15 protein-coding genes are annotated in these 17,166 nt (G+C 72.9%); 13 read left to right on the plus strand and 2 right to left on the minus strand.

Annotated elements, in window-relative coordinates; all coding sequences use genetic code 11:
* Positions 1-35: 35 nt before the first annotated feature.
* From ACZ63J_RS20690 to ACZ63J_RS20710, 5 genes are all read left to right on the plus strand, one after another.
* Positions 36-326: a hypothetical protein gene (locus ACZ63J_RS20690; RefSeq protein ID WP_465408565.1), complete on the plus strand. Its 291-nt coding sequence runs from the start codon at positions 36-38 to the stop codon at positions 324-326.
* Positions 327-414: 88 nt separating this feature from the next.
* Positions 415-1,272: a 3-hydroxyacyl-CoA dehydrogenase family protein gene (locus ACZ63J_RS20695; RefSeq protein ID WP_465408566.1), complete on the plus strand. Its 858-nt coding sequence runs from the start codon at positions 415-417 to the stop codon at positions 1,270-1,272.
* Positions 1,273-1,548: an acyl carrier protein gene (locus ACZ63J_RS20700; protein ID WP_465311386.1), complete on the plus strand. Its 276-nt coding sequence runs from the start codon at positions 1,273-1,275 to the stop codon at positions 1,546-1,548.
* Positions 1,541-2,662, plus strand: coding sequence for an acyl-CoA dehydrogenase family protein (locus ACZ63J_RS20705; RefSeq protein WP_465408568.1), 1,122 nt, complete (start codon positions 1,541-1,543; stop codon positions 2,660-2,662). The genes ACZ63J_RS20700 and ACZ63J_RS20705 overlap by 8 nt, the downstream gene beginning before the upstream one ends.
* A 26-nt stretch (positions 2,663-2,688) precedes the next feature.
* Positions 2,689-3,759, plus strand: a complete 1,071-nt coding sequence (locus tag ACZ63J_RS20710; RefSeq protein WP_465408574.1) for an HAD-IIIC family phosphatase — start codon at positions 2,689-2,691, stop codon at positions 3,757-3,759.
* A gap of 120 nt (positions 3,760-3,879) precedes the next feature.
* Here ACZ63J_RS20710 and ACZ63J_RS20715 read toward each other — a convergent pair whose 3' ends face one another.
* Both ACZ63J_RS20715 and ACZ63J_RS20720 read right to left on the minus strand, forming a co-directional pair.
* The gene (locus ACZ63J_RS20715) at positions 3,880-4,545 is read right to left on the minus strand and encodes an O-methyltransferase (protein ID WP_465408570.1); all 666 of its coding nucleotides are present in this window, start codon (positions 4,543-4,545) and stop codon (positions 3,880-3,882) included.
* A gap of 41 nt (positions 4,546-4,586) precedes the next feature.
* Positions 4,587-5,837 (minus strand): DUF742 domain-containing protein, encoded by a 1,251-nt coding sequence (locus ACZ63J_RS20720; RefSeq protein ID WP_465408576.1) that lies wholly within the window; start codon positions 5,835-5,837, stop codon positions 4,587-4,589.
* A gap of 294 nt (positions 5,838-6,131) precedes the next feature.
* Here ACZ63J_RS20720 and ACZ63J_RS20725 point away from each other — a divergent pair, with 294 nt between their 5' ends.
* The 8 genes from ACZ63J_RS20725 to ACZ63J_RS20760 all read left to right on the plus strand — a co-directional run bounded on the left by ACZ63J_RS20725 (position 6,132) and on the right by ACZ63J_RS20760 (position 17,164).
* Positions 6,132-8,978 carry an AAA family ATPase gene (locus ACZ63J_RS20725; protein WP_465439558.1) on the plus strand — a complete coding sequence of 949 codons (2,847 nt, stop codon included), beginning with the start codon at positions 6,132-6,134 and terminating at the stop codon, positions 8,976-8,978.
* A 6-nt stretch (positions 8,979-8,984) separates the two neighbouring features.
* Complete coding sequence (locus tag ACZ63J_RS20730; protein WP_465402416.1) at positions 8,985-11,795, plus strand: AAA family ATPase; 2,811 nt, start codon at positions 8,985-8,987, stop codon at positions 11,793-11,795.
* A 399-nt stretch (positions 11,796-12,194) separates the two neighbouring features.
* Entirely contained in the window at positions 12,195-12,884 is a 690-nt protein-coding gene (locus ACZ63J_RS20735) for a helix-turn-helix transcriptional regulator (RefSeq protein ID WP_465311391.1), read from the plus strand.
* A 314-nt stretch (positions 12,885-13,198) separates the two neighbouring features.
* Positions 13,199-14,134: a 1-phosphofructokinase gene (gene pfkB, locus ACZ63J_RS20740; RefSeq protein WP_465311392.1), complete on the plus strand. Its 936-nt coding sequence runs from the start codon at positions 13,199-13,201 to the stop codon at positions 14,132-14,134.
* Between the two features lie 77 nt (positions 14,135-14,211).
* Positions 14,212-15,324 carry a mannitol-specific PTS transporter subunit IIC gene (mtlA, locus tag ACZ63J_RS20745; RefSeq protein WP_465337496.1) on the plus strand — a complete coding sequence of 371 codons (1,113 nt, stop codon included), beginning with the start codon at positions 14,212-14,214 and terminating at the stop codon, positions 15,322-15,324.
* 34 nt (positions 15,325-15,358) lie between these two features.
* Positions 15,359-15,667, plus strand: coding sequence for a PTS lactose transporter subunit IIB (locus tag ACZ63J_RS20750; RefSeq protein WP_465311394.1), 309 nt, complete (start codon positions 15,359-15,361; stop codon positions 15,665-15,667).
* Positions 15,657-16,112 (plus strand): PTS mannitol transporter subunit IIA, encoded by a 456-nt coding sequence (locus tag ACZ63J_RS20755; RefSeq protein WP_465311395.1) that lies wholly within the window; start codon positions 15,657-15,659, stop codon positions 16,110-16,112. Before ACZ63J_RS20750 ends, ACZ63J_RS20755 begins: the two co-directional genes overlap by 11 nt.
* Positions 16,109-17,164, plus strand: a complete 1,056-nt coding sequence (locus ACZ63J_RS20760; RefSeq protein ID WP_465311396.1) for a zinc-dependent dehydrogenase — start codon at positions 16,109-16,111, stop codon at positions 17,162-17,164. Before ACZ63J_RS20755 ends, ACZ63J_RS20760 begins: the two co-directional genes overlap by 4 nt.
* Positions 17,165-17,166: the final 2 nt, after the last annotated feature.

Consider the following 17,166-nt stretch of genomic DNA (forward strand, 5'->3'; position numbering starts at 1 on the left):
CGCCCGGTGGCGCACGGAGAACCCGGGGGAGCGCCATGCGTCCGGTGCCCGGGCTAGCGGTGGTCGTCGACGACACCGGCGTGCTCGAAATGGTGCTGCCCACCGGGGAGCACCGCGTGCTCGCCAGCGGGCTCGGCGCGGCGATGTGGATCGCGCTGGCCCAGCACGACTGGGATCCCGCGGCCGCGGCGGGCGCGCTCGCGCCCACCTGCGGTGTCGAACCGGCGGAGCTGACGGGATCGCTGCGCGCGTGGATGGGCGACCTCGCGGCGCTGGGCGTGCTGCGCGCCGATCCGGGCGCGGCCGGGCCGGACGGAAAACCCTAGAGTTGTCGGCGGTTCGTTGACCGCTGCCACCGCCGTGCCCGACGCTTCCTTGGCACCAGGGAAGAATCCCGGAGACTCAGGAGGCGCGGTGGGCGGGCAGGCGCAGGATCGGCCGGCCGTGATCGGCGGCGGGGTGATGGGCTCGGCCATCACGGCGATGGCACTGGGACACGGGGTTCCGGTCACGCTCGTCGAAACCGACGGCGAGGCGGTGGAATCCGCGAAACGGCGGGTGGCGCAGCAACTGCGGCACGGCCGCCTGATGGGCGCGTTCCCCGACGTCGCCGAAGGCGAGCTGACCGCGACGACCGGCTTGGGCGCGGCGAAGGACGCGACGGCGGTCATCGAAGCGGTCATCGAAGACGACAAGGTCAAGGCGAGCGTGCTCGGCGAGCTGGCGGCGCTGGTCGCCCCGGGGACACCGTTGATCACCAACACCTCCGGCATCCCGGTGGACGAGCTGGCCGACGCTCTCGAGCGGCCCGCGGACCTGCTGGCGACGCACTTCATGAACCCGGCCTACCTCATCCCGAACGTCGAGGTGGTCCGCGGTCCGCGCACCGGGCAGTCCACTCTGGACTCGGTGCTGGGCCTGCTGGAACGGCTGAGCCGCCGCCCGATCGTCGTGCGCGACTCGCCCGGGTTCGTCACCAGCAGGCTGCTGCACCCCATGATCAACGACGCCGCGCGGCTGGTCGAAGAGGGCACCGCGTCGGTGGAGGCGGTCGACGAGCTCATGCAGGGCTGCCTCGGCCACCCGACCGGCCCGCTGCGCACCGCCGACCTGATCGGCCTGGACAACCTCGCGGACGCGCTGCGGGCGCTCGCCGAACGCACCGGCGACCCGCGGCACCGGCCGTGCGCGCTGCTGCAGTCCAAAGTGGCCGACGGCCACCTCGGCCGGAAGACCGGACGGGGCTTTTACGAGTACGGGAAGGTGTTCTGAGTGAACGACGTCTCCACCACCGCAACCCCGGCACGCACGCCGGAGGCCGTGACGCGGGAGATCCGGGAGTTCCTGACCGGGCGCGTCAAGCAGGACGTGCCGGTCGACCAGGACCTCTTCCGCACCGGGCTGGTCTCGTCGATGTTCGCCATGGAGCTGGTCGTGTTCCTCGAGCAGACCTACGGCATCGCGATCGTCGGCCCGGACCTGAAACTGGACAACTTCCGCACCGTCGAGGGCATGACCTCGCTCGTGGGGCGTCTGCTCGATGAGTGACAACCCCCTCGAGGCGGCCGCCGCCGAGCTGACCGCGCGGGTCGGCGACCGGGCGGCGGCCTGGGACGTCGACGGCCTGCTGCCCGAGGACCTGCTGCGCGCGCTGGGCGCCCGTGGCCTGCTGTGCGCCGAGGTGCCCGCCATGTTCGGCGGCGTCGGCGCCAGCAGTATCCACAGTGGACAGTTCACCGCGCACGCCGGCTCGCTGTGCAGCTCGCTGCGCAGCGTCATGACCTCCCAGGGCATGGCGGCCTGGACGATCCAGCGCTTCGGCGACCGGGCCCAGCGCGCCCGCTACCTCGGCCGGCTCACCTCGGGCGACCTCGCCGCGGTGGCGTTCAGCGAACCCGCCGCGGGCAGCGACCTGTCCACAGTGGCCACGACGGTCCGCGCCGACGGCGACGACGTCGTGGTCAACGGCGAGAAGGTCTGGATCACCGCCGCGGCCTACGCGGACCTGATCGTGGTCGTCGGCGAGCTCGACGGCCTCGGCACGGCCGTCGTCGTCCCGGCGGACGCCGAGGGCGTCACCGTCGAGCGCGTCCCGTACCCCAGCGGGTGCCGCGCCGCCGGCCACTCGACCGTCCGGCTCCACGACGTCCGGCTGCCCCGCTCGGCGGTGCTCGGCGGCGGCGGGGTCGAGCTGTCCATGCTGGTCACGACCGCGCTGGCCTACGGCCGGATCTCGGTGGCGTGGGGCTGCGTCGGCATCCTGCGGGCCTGCCTGGCCGCCGCCGGCGCGCACGCCACGCGGCGGCACCAGGGCGGCCTGCCGCTGGCCGACCGCCAGCTCGTCGCCCGGCACCTGGCCGACCTGTACGCCGACGAGCAGGCCGCGACGCGCGTCTGCGAGCACGCCAGCCGCGCGTGGGACGAGCGCTCACCCGAGATGGTGGTCGCAACCGTGCTGGCCAAGTACGTCAGCTCGACCGCGGCCGCCCGCGGCTCGGGCGCGGCGGTGCAGGTGCTGGCTTCGGCGGCGGCGCAGGACGGCCACGTGGTCGCCCGCGCGCACCGCGACGCGAAGCTGATGGAGCTCATCGAAGGCAGCAACGAGATCTGCCAGCTCATCCTGGCGGGGCACACCCGTGTCCTCGTGAATTCCGGCGACTGAGGAGGAGTCCGGTGGCTAGCACGACCATGGTCAAGTGCCTGGTGTGGGACCTCGACGACACCCTGTGGAACGGCACGCTGCTGGAGGACGGCTCGGTCGAGGTGGCCCCCGCGGTCCGCGAGCTGGTGAAGACCCTCGACGCGCGCGGCATCCTCCAGTCCGTCGCGAGCAAGAACGACCACGAGCACGCCTGGGCGCGGCTGGAGGAGCTGGGGCTGGCGGAGTACTTCGTGCTCCCGCAGATCGGCTGGCACCCGAAGTCCCGCTCGGTCAAGGCGATCGCCGACGACCTCAAGTTCGCCCTCGAGACGATCGCGTTCGTCGACGACCGCGACAGCGAGCGGGCCGAGGTGACCTACCACCACCCGCAGGTGCGCACCTACCGCGCCGAGGACGTGCTGGAGCTGGCGGGCCTGCCGGAGTTCAGCCCGGCCACGGTCACCGTCGACTCGCGGCGGCGGCGCCAGATGTACCAGGCGTCGTTCCGGCGTCAGGAGGCCCAGGCCGGGTTCGCCGGTCCGGACGAGGACTTCCTGCGCTCGCTGGACCTGCGCATGACGATCCTGCCGGCGACCGACTCCGAGCTGTCCCGCGTCGAGGAGCTGACGCGCCGCACGAGCCAGATGAACGCCACCGGCATCCACTACTCCGACGAGAAGCTGCGCAGCCTGCTCGACGACCCGTCGCACCGCGTGCTGGTGGTCAGCATGCAGGACCGCTTCGGCCCGCACGGCGCGGTCGGGGTGATCCTGCTCGAGACGTTCGACGAGTTCTGGCACCTGAAGCTGCTGGCGACGTCGTGCCGGGTCGTGTCGTTCGGCGCGGGCTCGATCATCCTGCGCTGGCTGGCCAACCAGGCCGCGACCGCCGACGCGCACCTGGTCGCCGACTTCCGGCCGACCGACCGCAACCGGATGATGGAGATCGCCTACCGCTTCGCCGGGTTCGCCGACGACGCGTGCGCGTGCGCGGCCGTGCTGCCCGACGGCGAGGCGCCCGGCCTGCAGCGCCTGCACCTGGAGCCGGCGCCGCAGGAGGAGCCCACGACGGTCACCCTGGTGGCGCCCGACCTCACCGAGCCCGCCGGGGTGCGTTGAGCCGTTTCACCCCAGAAGCCCGTCTCGCGACCCGCGAGGCGGGCTTCTGCGTTTCCGTTGTGCGGGCAGGGAAAAGACCGCCACGGGTCGGGCGTGGCGGCCTCTTTCGCTTGCGGGGGTTCAGTTCGCCCGGCGGATGAGCGTGATGCCGTCGGCCATCGGCAGCAGCGAGATCTCCACGCGCGGGTCGTCGCGGACGAAGCGGTTGAACTCGCGGATGGCGACCGTGTCGGGGTCCTGCGCCTCGGGATCGGTGACGCGGCCGAAGAAGAGCGTGTTGTCGACGACGATGAGGCCGTCCGGCGCGAGCAGGCCGAGCGCGGCCTCGTAGTAGGCGGCGTACCCGACCTTGTCGGCGTCGATGAAGACCAGGTCGACGGTGCCCGGACTGTACTCGTAGAAGAGCGTGTCGAGCACTGTGATGGCGGGCGCGATCCGCAGGTCGATCTTGTCCTCGACCCCGGCCCGCCGCCAGTAGGGCCGGCCGAAGGCGGGCCAGCGGTCGGTGACGTCGCAAGTGATGAGCAGGCCGTTGTCGGGCAGGGCCCGGGCCAGGCAGAGGGAGCTGTACCCGGTGAAGGTGCCGACCTCCACCACCAGCTGCGCCCGGGTGAGCTTGACCAGCATCGCGAGCAGCCGGCCTTCTTCCGCGGACACCTGCATCGCCGCCCCCATGGGCAGCGCCGCCGTCTCGTCGCGCAGTTCGCGCAGGATCTCGTCCTCGGCTTGCGAATGCTCGCTGACGTAGCTCAGTACGTCGGAGGACGCCAGTAGTTGGGTCGCCATGCCCCGAAGCGTAGGTTCGCCCGTTCCTGGAAGTGTCTAGTTCACAGCCGGAGCAGACCCTGGTGAACGCGGTGCAGCAACGCGAGCGGCGGCCGCCCGGCAACCCCGAGCTCGGCGGCCGCGGCGACGAGCAGCCCGGCGTCCACGCCTTCCCGCACGAGCGCGCGGGTGTCGTCCAGCGACCGCAGCAGGTAGGCGGAGACCTCGGCGATCGAGGTGGGGATCTGGCACATCCGGCAGACGGCGGCGAGATCGGGCGCGAGCACCCCGGCCCGCCGGTGCCGCCCGGTGGCGCTGACGATGACTTCGGGCGGGAGGAGGTCCCGGGCCGGCGGAGGCGGGGGGATGCTGCCGCGGATGTAGGGCGGGAGCGGGGTCGGGCGGGTTTCGGCGGGGGATGCGGTGCGGCCGGGGGCGGTCCTGCGGTGTGTGGGGGTGCCCGCGGCCGGGGTGTGAGCGGCGGGTTCGGCGGTGCGGTGCGTGGGGGTGCCGCGGCTTGGGGTGGGGGCGGCGGTTTGGCCGGGGGTTGTCTTGCTCCGGGGGGCGGCGGTGCGGTCTGCGGTCTTGCCGGGTGTCGCCGTGCCTCGGGGAGCGGCGGTGCGGTCGGCAGTCTTGCCGGGTGTCGCCGCGCCTCGGGGAGCGGCGGTGCGGTCTGCGGTCTCGCCAGCTGTTGCCGTGCCTCGGGGAGCCGGGCCGCGGTCGGCGACCTCGCCGGGCGTTGTCCTGCCTCGGGGAGTGGTGGCGCGGTCGGCCGCATCGCCGGGCCTGGTGTTTCCGTGCGCGGGAGTGCCGCGGCTTGGGGTGTGGCCGGCGATCTCGCCGGATGCCGTCTTGCCTCGGGGCGTGGTCGTGCCGTCGGCGGCCTTGCTTCGGGGAGCCGGCGTGCCGTTGCCAGCCCTTCCCGCGCTTCGGGGACCGGCGGCATCGTCCGCGCGCAGGGCGGCTTTGCCCCGGCCCCGGGTGCGGTCACCGTCGCGGGAGCCGGCGCTCTCGCCGGGCCGGCGAGCCCGGGCCGGTTCGTCGCCGCGCGGCTGCCGGCGCCCGCCTCGGGCGGCCGGCTCACCCTCGGTGGCCCCGGCCCCGGCTTCCTCGCCGCGACCACGCCGCTCGGCCGGCTGAGCCGGAACGTCACCATCCGGTTGCGCACCGTTACCATTCACCTGCGGCGTAGGGCTGGACTTGGGTTTGGGTGTGAATCCATGTTCGGCCCACACCGTGTAGTCGCCCCAGCCGCCGAAGGACAGGGCCGTCGCCGGGCTGGTTGCGACGCGGCGATCGTGGGACTTTTTCATGTTCGCGGCCTCGAAACGGATCCGACAGGGCTGGTGAGTCACCTTCACCGACCGCCCTGCCCGGGTGTCAAGCTCGCGGTCCGGAATGTAGGGGTTTCTGGGTCTACGTGGGTAGTGCGTTGACGCTGGGGGTCAAGTACAGACAAAACGAAGGCGCCGGACTTGTTAAACCAACATTCATCGTCTTAGGCTGCATAGCCACGTCACTCGTTCGTGAACTCCGGGTGACGGGCCAGAAACCGCTGCGGGCGGAGGGTGATGGTGGTGCCCGGACCAGGTAGAGCCGGATCGGCGTTGCCGGTCGCGCCTGTCCTGCGCACTTCCGGACGGCCCGCCCTCCCGGTCGCCGCGCCGGTGCTGACCGTGCCGTGGCTCGGGGAGCGGGACGACCGCTCGCGCCGCAGCGCCGGTGGCCGGCTCGTCGAGCGGGACGACGAGCTCGGTGTGCTGCGCCGTGGCATCCGCGGGCTGCTGGCCGGGCGGTCCGGTCAGGTGACCGTCGCCGGGCCGCGTGGCACCGGGCGCAGCGCGCTGCTCGACGCCGTCGTGCGCGAGGCCAGGACCGCCGGGGTGACCACCGCCTTCGCGTCCTGCTCGCCGGGGGAGTCCGCCGTGCACCGCGGGGTGATCAACCGGCTCTTCGCCGACCTCGCCGACGCCGACTGCCGCCTCGACGGCGGGGCCCGCTCCTGCGGCCGCGCCTCGGCCGACCGCTCGATCCCGACCCTGTGCGGCGACTTCGTGGGCGTCGCGAGCCAGGGCCCGCTGCTGATCGCCGTCGACGACGTCCAGTGGGCCGACCCCGGCTCGACGGCCTGGCTCGAAGCGATGGAACACCGGCTGCAGCAGGCGCCGATGCTGCTGGTCCGGTCGGTGCTGGCCACCGGCGAGCCGCCGGCCGCGCCCGGCGGCGAGACCGCCGTCGTCCGGCTGCTCACCGAAGACGGCCTGCGGGAGCTGGTCGCCGGCCGCTTCCCCGGCAGCCACGCCGACCCGCGGTTCACCGCCGGGCTGCACGAGGCCACCGGCGGCCGGCCCGCGCTGGTCGCGCCGGTGCTCGAACGGCTGGCCGCCGCCGGGCAGGACCCGGTCGCCGCGCACCTGCCCGCCGTCACCGCGCACCTGGCCGACGTCCGCGCCGGCGAGCTCGCCGTGTCGATCGCGGCCCTGCCCGCCGACGCCCTGAACCTGCTCCGGGCCATCGCGGTGTGCCGCGGCCTGCTCGACTTCGACCTCGTGACGACGCTGGCCGGCCCGCTCGCCGGCCGTGTCGGCGACGCCCTGCGCCAGCTGGTCGGCTTCGGCCTGGTGCGCGAAGACGCGCCGACGCGCATCGCCGACGACGCCACCGCCGACGCGGCGCTCGGCTCGCTGAGCGCCGCCGACCGCGGTGAGCTCGCCACCCGGTGCGTCGAACTGGCCTACCGCGCCGCCGTGCCGGACGACCAGCTCGCCGAGCTGCTCGCCACCGTGCGCCCGGTCGGCGCGTCGTGGGCCGTCGCGACCCTGCGCCGGGCCGCGGAGCAGCGCCGGGCCCTCGGTGACGACGCCGGCGCGGCCCGGCTGCTCGGGCGGGCCCTGCGGGAGCCGGTCAGCCCGGCCGAACGCCGGAAGCTGATGCTGGGCCTGGCCCTGGCCGAGATCGCCGACCAGCCGGAGCTGAGCGACCAGCGCCTGCAGCGCGTCCTGCTCGACACCGGTCCCGAGGTCTCCGGCGCGATCCTGCTCGAAGCCGCCGACCACCTGCTCGCCCGCGGGGACACCCGCACCGCGCACCGGGTGATCGCCGCGACCTGCCGCCGGCGCAGCGCGTTCGCCGCCGGGACGGCCGCGCTGGCCGCGCTCGGCCGGCTGGCGCAGGACGACTGCTCGGCGGGCCCGGTCGTCCCGGTCCCCGGGTTCGACGCACCGGAGTCCGCGCCCGGCGACACCGATCCCGTGCGCGCGGCGACGTACGCGGTGCGGCTCGCCCGCAGCGGGCGGCGGCCCGGCCGCGCGCGGGAGCTCGCCCGGCTGGCGCTCGAACCGGGCGCGAGCCTCCCGTACACGCTGCGCCTGCAGGCCGCGTGGGTGCTGCTCTGCGCCGACGAGCTTTCCGAAGCCGTGCTCAGCCTCACCGACGTCCACCAGGACGCGACCCACGCCGGGGCGCGCGCGGCCGCGGCGAACGCACTGCTGCTGCGGGCGCGCTGCGAGGTGCGGCGCGGCAACCTCGGCCAGGCCGAAGCCGACCTCGACGCCGCCGTGGCGCGGCTGCCGGAGCGGGCCTGGCACCCGCGGGCGCTGCCGGGCCTGCTGGCCGTGCGCGCGGAGGTGGCGCTGGCCGCGATGCGCGTCGACGAAGCCGAACGCGCGGTCGGCACGGTGCTCCCGGCCGGCGCCGACGACGGCTCGGCGGCCGGATACCTGTTGGTGCAACGCGGTTTCGCGCACCTGGCCAAGGGAGACGCGCGGGCCGCGCTCGAAGCCTTCACCGCGGCCGGCCGCGGCGCCGCCGGGCGGCGCGAGGGCAACCCCGTCGACCTGCCGTGGCGGACCGGCGCGGCGCTCGCCTCGGCCCGTTCCGGCGCCGACGCCGGCGAACTGGCCCGCGAAGCGCTCGACCGCGCGGAAACCTGGGGGGTGCCGGGCGCCCGCGGCGCCACGAGCCTGCGGCTGGCCGAGATCTTCACCGGCGCCGAGCGCCGGGCGCACCTCGAACGCGCCGTGACCCTGCTGGAGGGCACCGCCCGCCGCGTCGACTTCCTGACGGCCGTCACCGAGCTGGCCGCCGCACGGCTCGAAGACGGCGACACCACCGAGGCCGCCGCGCTGCTCGGGCGGGTGGCGACCCTGCGGCCGCAGCTGCTGCCGGCCGGGCTCGCGGAGAAGATCCGCGAGGTTTCCGGCGGGCTGGCCCGCCACGGCTCCGACCCCGGTTTCCGGCCCGCGCCCGGCGCCCCCGCCGGCGCCCTGTCCGAACAGGAGGCCCGGATCGCCGCGCTCGCCGCCGCGGGCCGCACGAATCCGGAGATCGCCCGGGCACTGCAGCTGAGTGGCCGGCTGGTCGAGCTGCGCCTGACCCGGATCTACCGCAAGCTGACCGTGACCGGCCGGGGGCAGCTCGCCGAGCTGATGAGCCCCGGCACCGCGGCGAGTTGATGACCGGTGCTGCTGGAGCGTGACGCCGAACGGGCCGCGATCGCGACCGCGTTGAACGCGGCCGCGGGCGGTGACGGCTCGCTGCTGCTGATCAGCGGCCCGGCCGGCAGCGGGAAGTCGGCGCTGCTGCGCGACACGACGGCCGCGGCGCTCGGCGCGGGCGCGCGGGTGCTGCGCGCGGACGCCACCCGGCTGGAAGAGGACTTCGCGTTCGGCATCGCCCAGCAGCTGTGCCGCCCGGTGCTCGTCGCCGCCGGCGAGGCCGAACGGGACCGCTGGTTCCAGGGCGCGTCCGAGCAGATCCTGCGCGCGCTGACCGAGGAACGGCTCATCACCAACGGCCACGAGCACTACCTCCCGACCGAAGCCGTCCTTTATGGACTGCACACGGTCGTGCACGCGATGTCCCACGACGACCTCGTCGTGGTGATCGTCGACGACCTGCAGTGGGCCGACCAGGGATCGCTGCGGCTGCTGGGGTACCTCGCCAAGCGGCTGAGCGGGTCGCGGATCCTGCTGGCGCTGGCGCTGGCCGACGAGTGCGAGGCGCCGAAGTACCCGCTGGTGCACGAGCTGGTGACGGCGGCCGCGCGGATCGTGGTGCCCGCCCCGCTTTCGGCGTCCGGGGTCGCGTCGATGGCCGAAGTCGCCTTCGGCGAGCGCGCGGAAGAGCCGTTCACCGCGATGCTGCACCGCGTCTCCGGTGGCAACCCCGCCGACGTCGCGACCGTCCTCACCGGACTGGTCGCCGAGGGGCTGCGGCCGATCGCCGCGCAGACCGCCGCCGCGGAAGCCGAAGCGGTGCGGGTGCTCGACCACCGCGTGCTGATGTCGCTGGGGTCGCAGCCGCCCGCGGTGCTCGCGCTGGCCCGCGCGGTCGCGGTGCTCGGCGACCTCGCCGAACCCGGGCTCGCCGCCGACCTCGCCGGCCTCGACGACGTGGAGTACTCCTCGGCGGTGCAGCACCTGGAACGGCTGCGCCTGGCCGACCGCCGGGACGGCCGGATCGGGTTCGTCACCACGAGCGTGCGGGACGGCGTCGAGTCCGCGATCCCGGTGGAGCTGCGGGAAACCCTTTACCGGCGCGCCGCCCGGCTGCTCTACGACCACGGCCGCCCGGCCGAGCGCGTCGCCGAAACGCTGATGAAGGTCGGCACCGCCGAAGACCCCTGGGAAGTGCGGATCCTCAGCTCGGCCGCGGTGACCGTGCTCGAGCGCGGCGCGGGTGAGCTGGCGGCGCGCTACCTGCGCCGGGCGCTGCTGAACACCGCGCCCGACAGCGAGGAGCGCGGCCGGCTGCTCGTCGAGCTGGCCGCCGCGGAACGCGGGTTCGACCTCGTCGCCGCCGCCCGGCACCTGTCGCAGGCGTTGTCGCTGCTGCCGGCCGGGCCGCAGCAAGCCGAAGCGGCGCTGTGGATCCCGCCCGCGTTCGCCGCGTCGGCGCCGAGCCTCGGCGCGGCCGTGCGCGCCGCCGTCGAACCCGCGTTGCGCGCGGGCGAACCGGTCGAGCTCGCGCTGCGGGCCGAGGCGCGCAGCTGGTACCCGGGGATCGGGCAGCCGCCGGGTGGCGACGCCGCGCTGGCCCGGCTCACCGAGCTCGACCGGGCCGAACGGCTGGACTCGCCCGCGGGCCGCGAGCTGGCGGTGGTGCTGCTGCACGCCGCGGTGCTCTCGGGCAGCGTCGCGGCCGACGACGTCGAGACCGTCCTCAAGCGACTGATCAGCGAGGAGCCGCTCGACCCGCGTCACGCCTACACGTCGTTGCCGCTGCTGGTGTCCACGACGGTGCTGGCCGACCGCGCCGCGGTGCTCGAGCCCGCGCTGACCGCGGCCGCGCAGGCGGCCCAGGAACACTGGCCCGGCACCGCGCCGCTGATCGCCGCCGAAACCGCGGAAGTCAAGCTGGCGCAAGGGGAGCTGGCCAAGGCCCGGCGGATCGCGCTCGGCGTGCTCGAAGGCGCCGGCCACGAAGCCTGGCCGGACGCGCTCGCGCGGTCGGTCACCACGCTCGCCCAGGTCGCCCTGGAAACCCAGGACCCCGAGCTGGGGGAGCGGCTGCTGGCCGTGCCGATGGACAGCACCGACCACCGCGTGTTCGCCGCCCGGCGGCTGACCCGCGGGATGGTCGACCTGGTCCGCGGCGACCCGGCCACGGCGCTGGGCCGGTTCCTCGACTGCGGCCGCCGGCTGGAGCGCGAGGGCTGGGTCAACACCCCGCAGTACCCGTGGCGGATCTGGGCCGCACTGGTGCGCCAGCGCCTCGGCGACCTGGCCGCCGCCCAGGCGCACGCGTCCGAGGAGGACCAGTACGCGCAGCGCTGGGGGACACCGCTCAGCGTCGGGCGTTCCCTGCGCCTGCAAGGCATGCTGACCGGCGGCGCCGAGGGCATCGCGCTGCTGCAGGAGGCCGCCGGCATCGTCCGCGAGTCGGAGAACGTCGTCGAACGCGCCCGCACCGCCGTCATCCTGGGCACCCGCCTGCTCGACGCCGGGCTGCCGGAGGCCGAGGAGCTGCTGGCCGAGGGCCGGGAGCTGGTCAAGCTGATCGGCGCGTCCTGGTTGGACGGCAGCGGGGAGACCGAGCTGAACGGCCCGGTGCTGCGGCTTTCCGGTGACAGCATGGGGAACCTGACGAAGACCGAGGCGACGGTCGCGCGGCTCGTGGTGCGCGGCTGGACGAACCAGCGGATCGCGGACTCGCTCGGCGTCACCCGGCGGGCGATCGAAAAGAACCTGACCGGCACCTACCGCAAGCTCGAGGTGAGCGGCCGCTCGGAGCTCGTCGAGCGCCTCGGCGCGCTCGAACCCGAGAACTGATTTCCCTTGCCGCACCGCGGGGTGCGGGGTCCGTACCACCCGGCGTGCGGACCGGTGCGGGTCCGCACCACGGTTCGGAGCCCGGTGCGGCGCGCGGGGTGCTGGTTCGGACCCCCTTTTCCCAGGCGGAAAGTGCGAAAGGGCAGCGATTTTGCCCGTGCGGTACGGGGTTCGGTACCGCACCGCACCCCACCGCCCTCCGTACCTCCGTACCCCCGCCGCCACCGCACCACAGTGTTAAGACCAGGTGTCCGGATTGTGTTGCCGGTGATAATCAAGCGTGCATAACATGATCTGCATCACCCCGGAGAGCGGCTCACACGGTCACCGAGACCTTCCCCGCCGCCGGCCTTTTCGCCCCGGGTGGTTCAGCTTCCAGCCGGAGAAAGGAATGCCTTCATGAGTGCGGACGTTGCGGATCTGGCTGCGGGTGTCGGTGTCGTCCTGGTGGACCGGGGCGCCCGGACCGCTCCGCGCAAGCCCACGCTCCACGCGGTCACGCCCGAGATGTGCATGGTGAACCTCGACCACCGCCTGCGCGTGGTGTCGGCCAGCATGGAGTTCTTCCGGGTCTTCGAGCGCAGCTCGGACGCGGTGACCGGGACCAGCCTGTGCGACCTGCTGCACCCCAGCGTGCGGAGCAAGGTCGAGAACCAGCTGCGGCTGCTGGCCCGCGGCGAACGGCGCCGGTTCGTCGAGCGGATCCTCGTGATGCGGGAGAACGGCACGACGCTCTCGGGCGAGTTCATCGGCTCCACGGTGCACGGCCTCGGCGACCGGCTCGACAGCCTGACGGTCGTCTTCCGGCCGGACAAGAACGACCGCGGCCACCAGGTCGCGTGCCACAAGAAGAAGGTCCTGTCCGAGATGGACGCGCGGATCCTCGAAGGGGTGGCCTCCGGGGTCTCCACGATCCAGCTGGCCGCCAACCTGCACATGAGCCGGGGCGGCGTCGAGTACCACGTGACGACGCTGCTGCGGAAGATGAAGGTGAAGAACCGGCCGGCGCTGATCTCGAAGGCCTACTCCATGGGCATCTTCGGGGTCGGGTCGTGGCCTCCGCGCGCGCTGCCGGACTTCGTGCGGTGACCCCGGTGGTGGCCGCCCGGCGGACCGGCCGGAGCGGTGTGACGTGCGGGAACTCGGCGGCGGGCCGGGCGTCCTTCCGGATTCCGGAGGGTCACCCGGCCCGCCTTGCCGTACCCGGCGGCGGTGGTGGCGATATTGCTTTGTGTTGGTTTTTGACTTCACCGTGTGTGCGGAGTTCTTCCAGGCCAGGGCGGGAAGATCACGATCTCCCGATGATAACGGTTGAACTTTGGGTGAAGTCGGGTCTTGCAAACGAAGATGAACACAGGCAATATCAACCAAACCAACGAGGACCCCGGTGGAGGTGTGCTGAAGTGTTCGTGACCCTGACGGCGAACCCGAGCGTCGACCGGACGGTCGAGGTCGACCGGCTCATCCGGGGCGAGCTGCACCGGGCGACGGGTGCGCGCGTCCAGCCGGGCGGCAAGGGCATCAACGTGGCCCGTGCGCTGGTCCGCAACGGACTCAAGGCCCGGGCGGTCGTGCCCGCCGGTGGCGCCGACGGCGACCACCTGATCGGCCTGCTGCACGACTACAACATCGACGTCGTCCGCGTGCGCACCGCCGAACCGGTGCGCAGCAACATCAGCGTGGTCGAGCCGGACGCGACCGTCACCAAGGTGAACGAGAGCGGCCCGCACCTGTCGGGTGCGGAGCTGGAGACCCTGTGCGACACCCTGATGTCCCATGTGGACGACGCGGAATGGGTGGTGGCGGCGGGAAGCCTGCCGCCCGGCGCCGGTGACGACTTCTACGCCGACCTGATCGCGCGCCTGGCGACGACCGGCGCCAAGGTCGTCATCGACACCAGCGGCCCGGCGTTCCGCGCCGCGGTCAAGGCCGGCCCGGCCCTGGTCAAGCCGAACCTCGACGAGCTCGAGGAAGCGGTCGGCCGGCAGCTGGGCACCGTGCGCGACGTCGTCGACGCCGCCCAGGAGCTTCGCGCCCTCGGCGCGGGGAAGGTACTCGCCAGTCTCGGCAGCAAGGGCGCCGTGCTGGTGGAAGACGCGGGAGTCTGGTGCGCCAACGCATCGGCCGAACCGCGGAGCTCGGTCGGAGCCGGCGACGCGATGCTCGCCGGGTTCCTGGCGGCAGGGGGGAGTGGCCCGCAGGCGCTGGCCACAGCCGTCGCCTGGGGAGCGGCCGCGGTGTCGCTGCCCGGGAGCACGATGCCGGGTCCCGAAGACGTGGGGGCACGTCGAGTGCGGGTGGACCCGCGTCCGGAGTGGGACGAGAAAGTGCGCGAATAGCACCGCCTTCGTCCCGCTCGACGCCATCGCTGGATGGCAAAACCCTCCAAACCCTTTTCCAGAGAAGGAAGCCAACGATGACTACCACTGCGGAGCGCGAAGAGGAAGCAACTCCGTCGAGGGCCGAACGCGCACGGGTCACCATCCAGCGATTCGGCGGCCATCTCGCCGCCATGGTCATGCCCAACATCGGCGCGTTCATCGCCTGGGGCCTGATCACCGCGCTGTTCATCCCGAGCGGGTGGACGCCCAACGCGCACATCGCCGAGCTCGTCGACCCGATGATCAACTTCCTGCTGCCGGTCCTGATCGGGTACACCGGCGGCCGGATCGTCCACGGCCAGCGCGGCGCCGTCGTCGGCGCGGTGGCCACGGTCGGCATCGCCGTCGGCGCGTCGATCCCGATGTTCCTCGGCGCGATGATCGTGGGCCCGCTGGGCGGCTTCCTGATCAAGCTCTGGGACGACAAGGTCGGCAGCAAGACCGCGCCGGGCTTCAAGATGCTCGTCGACAACTTCAGCGCCGGCATCATCGGCGGCACGATGGCGGTGCTGGGCATGCTGGGCATCGGCCCGGTCGTGCAGGGCATCACCAAGGGCCTCGGCAACGGCGTGCAGGCCCTGATCGACGCCCACCTGCTGCCGCTGGTCTCGATCATCGTCGAGCCGGCCAAGGTGCTGTTCCTCAACAACGCGATCAACCACGGCGTGCTGAGCCCGCTGGGCGTCGCCGACGCGCTGCGGGACGGCAAGGCCATCCAGTTCCTGATCGAGCCGAACCCCGGCCCCGGCCTGGGCATCCTGCTGGCGCTGACCTTCTTCGGCGCCCGCAGCGCGCGGGCCACCGCGCCGGGCGCGATCGTCATCCAGTTCCTCGGCGGCATCCACGAGATCTACTTCCCGTACATCCTGGCGACCCCGCGGCTGATCCTGGCCGCGATCGCCGGTGGCGCGGCGGGTGTCGCGACGTTCAGCATCTTCAACGCGGGCCTGACCGCCACGCCGTCGCCGGGCAGCATCATCGCGGTCCTCGCGGTGACGCCGAAGGGCGGCTACCTGGGCGTGATCGCCGGGGTCGTGATCGCGGCGGCCGTGTCGTTCATCATCGCGGCGGTGCTGCTCAAGTTCGGCCGGGACGCCCGGAAGGAAGAGCGCGAGCTGGCCGTGGCCAACGGCGGGGCCGTGGCGTGACGATCACCGTCGATCGAAGGAAGGAAGCACGGGAATGAGCAGCATCGAAGGTAAGGAAGTCAAGAAGGTCATCATCGCCTGCGACGCCGGGATGGGCAGCAGCGTGATGGTCGCCTCCCAGCTGGCCAAGCGGCTGAAGCCGTACTCGGTCAAGGTCGAGCACACGCCGGTCAACGAGATCCCCGGCGACGCGCAGGTCGTGCTGTGCCAGTCCACTTTGGTCAGCCGGGCGCGCAAGGCGAACACCACCGCCGTCATCCTGGGGTTCCAGAGCTTCCTCGGCGACCCGGTGTTCGACCGCGTCGAACAGGCGATCCGGGACGGCGGTTCCCTTGCCGACTGACGCCGTCATCCTCGGGCCGGAGTCCGTGCTCATCGGCCGCACCGCCCCCGACCAGGCCGACGCGATCGCCCAGGTCGGCCGGAAGCTCCTGGAGCTGGGGGCGGTGGAGCCGGAGTACGTCGACGCCATGCACGAGCGCGAAAAGTCCGTCTCGACCTACCTCGGCGAGGGGGTCGCGATCCCGCACGGCACCGACGAGTCCCGCAAGTTCGTCAAGCGGACCGCCCTGGCGATCCTCCAGTTCCCCGACGGGGTCGACTGGGACGGCAACGACGTCCGGCTCTGCGTCGGCATCGCGGCGAAGGGTTCGGAGCAGGTCGGGATCCTGTCCTCGCTGGCCCGGATCCTGATGGACGCCGACCAGGTCAAGGAACTGCGCGAAGCGCCGGACGCCGAAACGATCCTGCGACTGTTGAACGAAGTGGACGAGGAGTTTTCCCGATGAAGGTGGCACGTTTCTACGCGCCGGGCGACCTGCGGGTCGAAGACGCGGACGAACCGAACCCCGGCCCGGACGAGATCAAGATCCGGGTGCACAACACGTCGACGTGCGGTACGGACCTGAAGATCTTCCGGCACGGGCACCACCACATCGACCCGCCGCGCGTGATCGGCCACGAGATCGCCGGCGAGGTCGTGGAGACCGGCTCGAACACCTCGGGCTGGGCGCCCGGTGACCGTGTGCAGGTCATCGCGGCCATCCCGTGCGGCGAGTGCAAGCAGTGCCGCAAGGGGCTGCAGCAGGTCTGCCCGAACCAGCTGTCGATGGGTTACCACTTCGACGGCGGTTTCGCCGAGTACATGATCGTGCCGAAGCAGGTCCTCAAGGTCGACGGCGTCAACCGGATCCCCGAGGGCGTCAGCTACGCCGAGGCGTCGGTGGCCGAGCCGCTCGCGTGTGTCCTCAACGGACAGAACTTCGCGCAGGTCGGCGAGGGTGACGTCGTGGTGGTCGTCGGCGCGGGCCCGATCGGCTGCCTGCACGTGCGGCTGGCCAGGGCCAAGGGCGCGGCCGCGGTGTACCTGGTCGAGCTCAACCGCCACCGGCTGGACCTCGCGGCCGACCTCGTCAAGCCGGACGTCGCGATCTGCGGCAGCGAGGTCGACGTGGTCGAGAAGGTCCTCGAGCTCACCGGGGGCGACGGCGCCGACGTGGTCATCACGGCCGCGGCGGCGGGCAAGGCCCAGGAGGACGCGCTGAAGATGACCGCGCGCCGCGGCCGGATCAGCTTCTTCGGCGGCCTGCCGAAGGACAACCCGGTCATCGCGTGCGACTCGAACCTGGTGCACTACCGCGAGCTGACCATCTACGGCGCCAACGGGTCCAGCCCGGACCACAACCGCCAGGCGCTCGAGCTGATCTCCTCGGGCAAGGTCCCGGTCGACGACCTGATCACCCACCACCTGCCGCTGTCGGACGTGCTGAAGGCGATCGACGTCGTCAGCAGCGGCGAGGCGATCAAGGTGACGATCGAGCCGGGCGCCGTCCCCGCGTGAGC

It is taken from the genome of Amycolatopsis sp. NPDC104863, assembly GCF_055582965.1.

Excerpts from the sequence above, each read along its gene's own strand:
- ACZ63J_RS20705 (WP_465408568.1), top strand. The coding sequence starts at position 1,541 with ATGAGTGACAACCCCCTCGAGGCGGCCGCCGCCGAGCTGACCGCGCGG.
- ACZ63J_RS20750 (WP_465311394.1), top strand. The coding sequence starts at position 15,359 with ATGAGCAGCATCGAAGGTAAGGAAGTCAAGAAGGTCATCATCGCCTGC.
- ACZ63J_RS20715 (WP_465408570.1), bottom strand. The coding sequence starts at position 4,545 with ATGGCGACCCAACTACTGGCGTCCTCCGACGTACTGAGCTACGTCAGC.
- ACZ63J_RS20720 (WP_465408576.1), bottom strand. The coding sequence starts at position 5,837 with ATGAAAAAGTCCCACGATCGCCGCGTCGCAACCAGCCCGGCGACGGCC.
- ACZ63J_RS20710 (WP_465408574.1), top strand. The coding sequence starts at position 2,689 with ATGGTCAAGTGCCTGGTGTGGGACCTCGACGACACCCTGTGGAACGGC.
- ACZ63J_RS20690 (WP_465408565.1), top strand. The coding sequence starts at position 36 with ATGCGTCCGGTGCCCGGGCTAGCGGTGGTCGTCGACGACACCGGCGTG.
- ACZ63J_RS20735 (WP_465311391.1), top strand. The coding sequence starts at position 12,195 with ATGAGTGCGGACGTTGCGGATCTGGCTGCGGGTGTCGGTGTCGTCCTG.
- mtlA (WP_465337496.1), top strand. The coding sequence starts at position 14,212 with ATGACTACCACTGCGGAGCGCGAAGAGGAAGCAACTCCGTCGAGGGCC.
- ACZ63J_RS20760 (WP_465311396.1), top strand. The coding sequence starts at position 16,109 with ATGAAGGTGGCACGTTTCTACGCGCCGGGCGACCTGCGGGTCGAAGAC.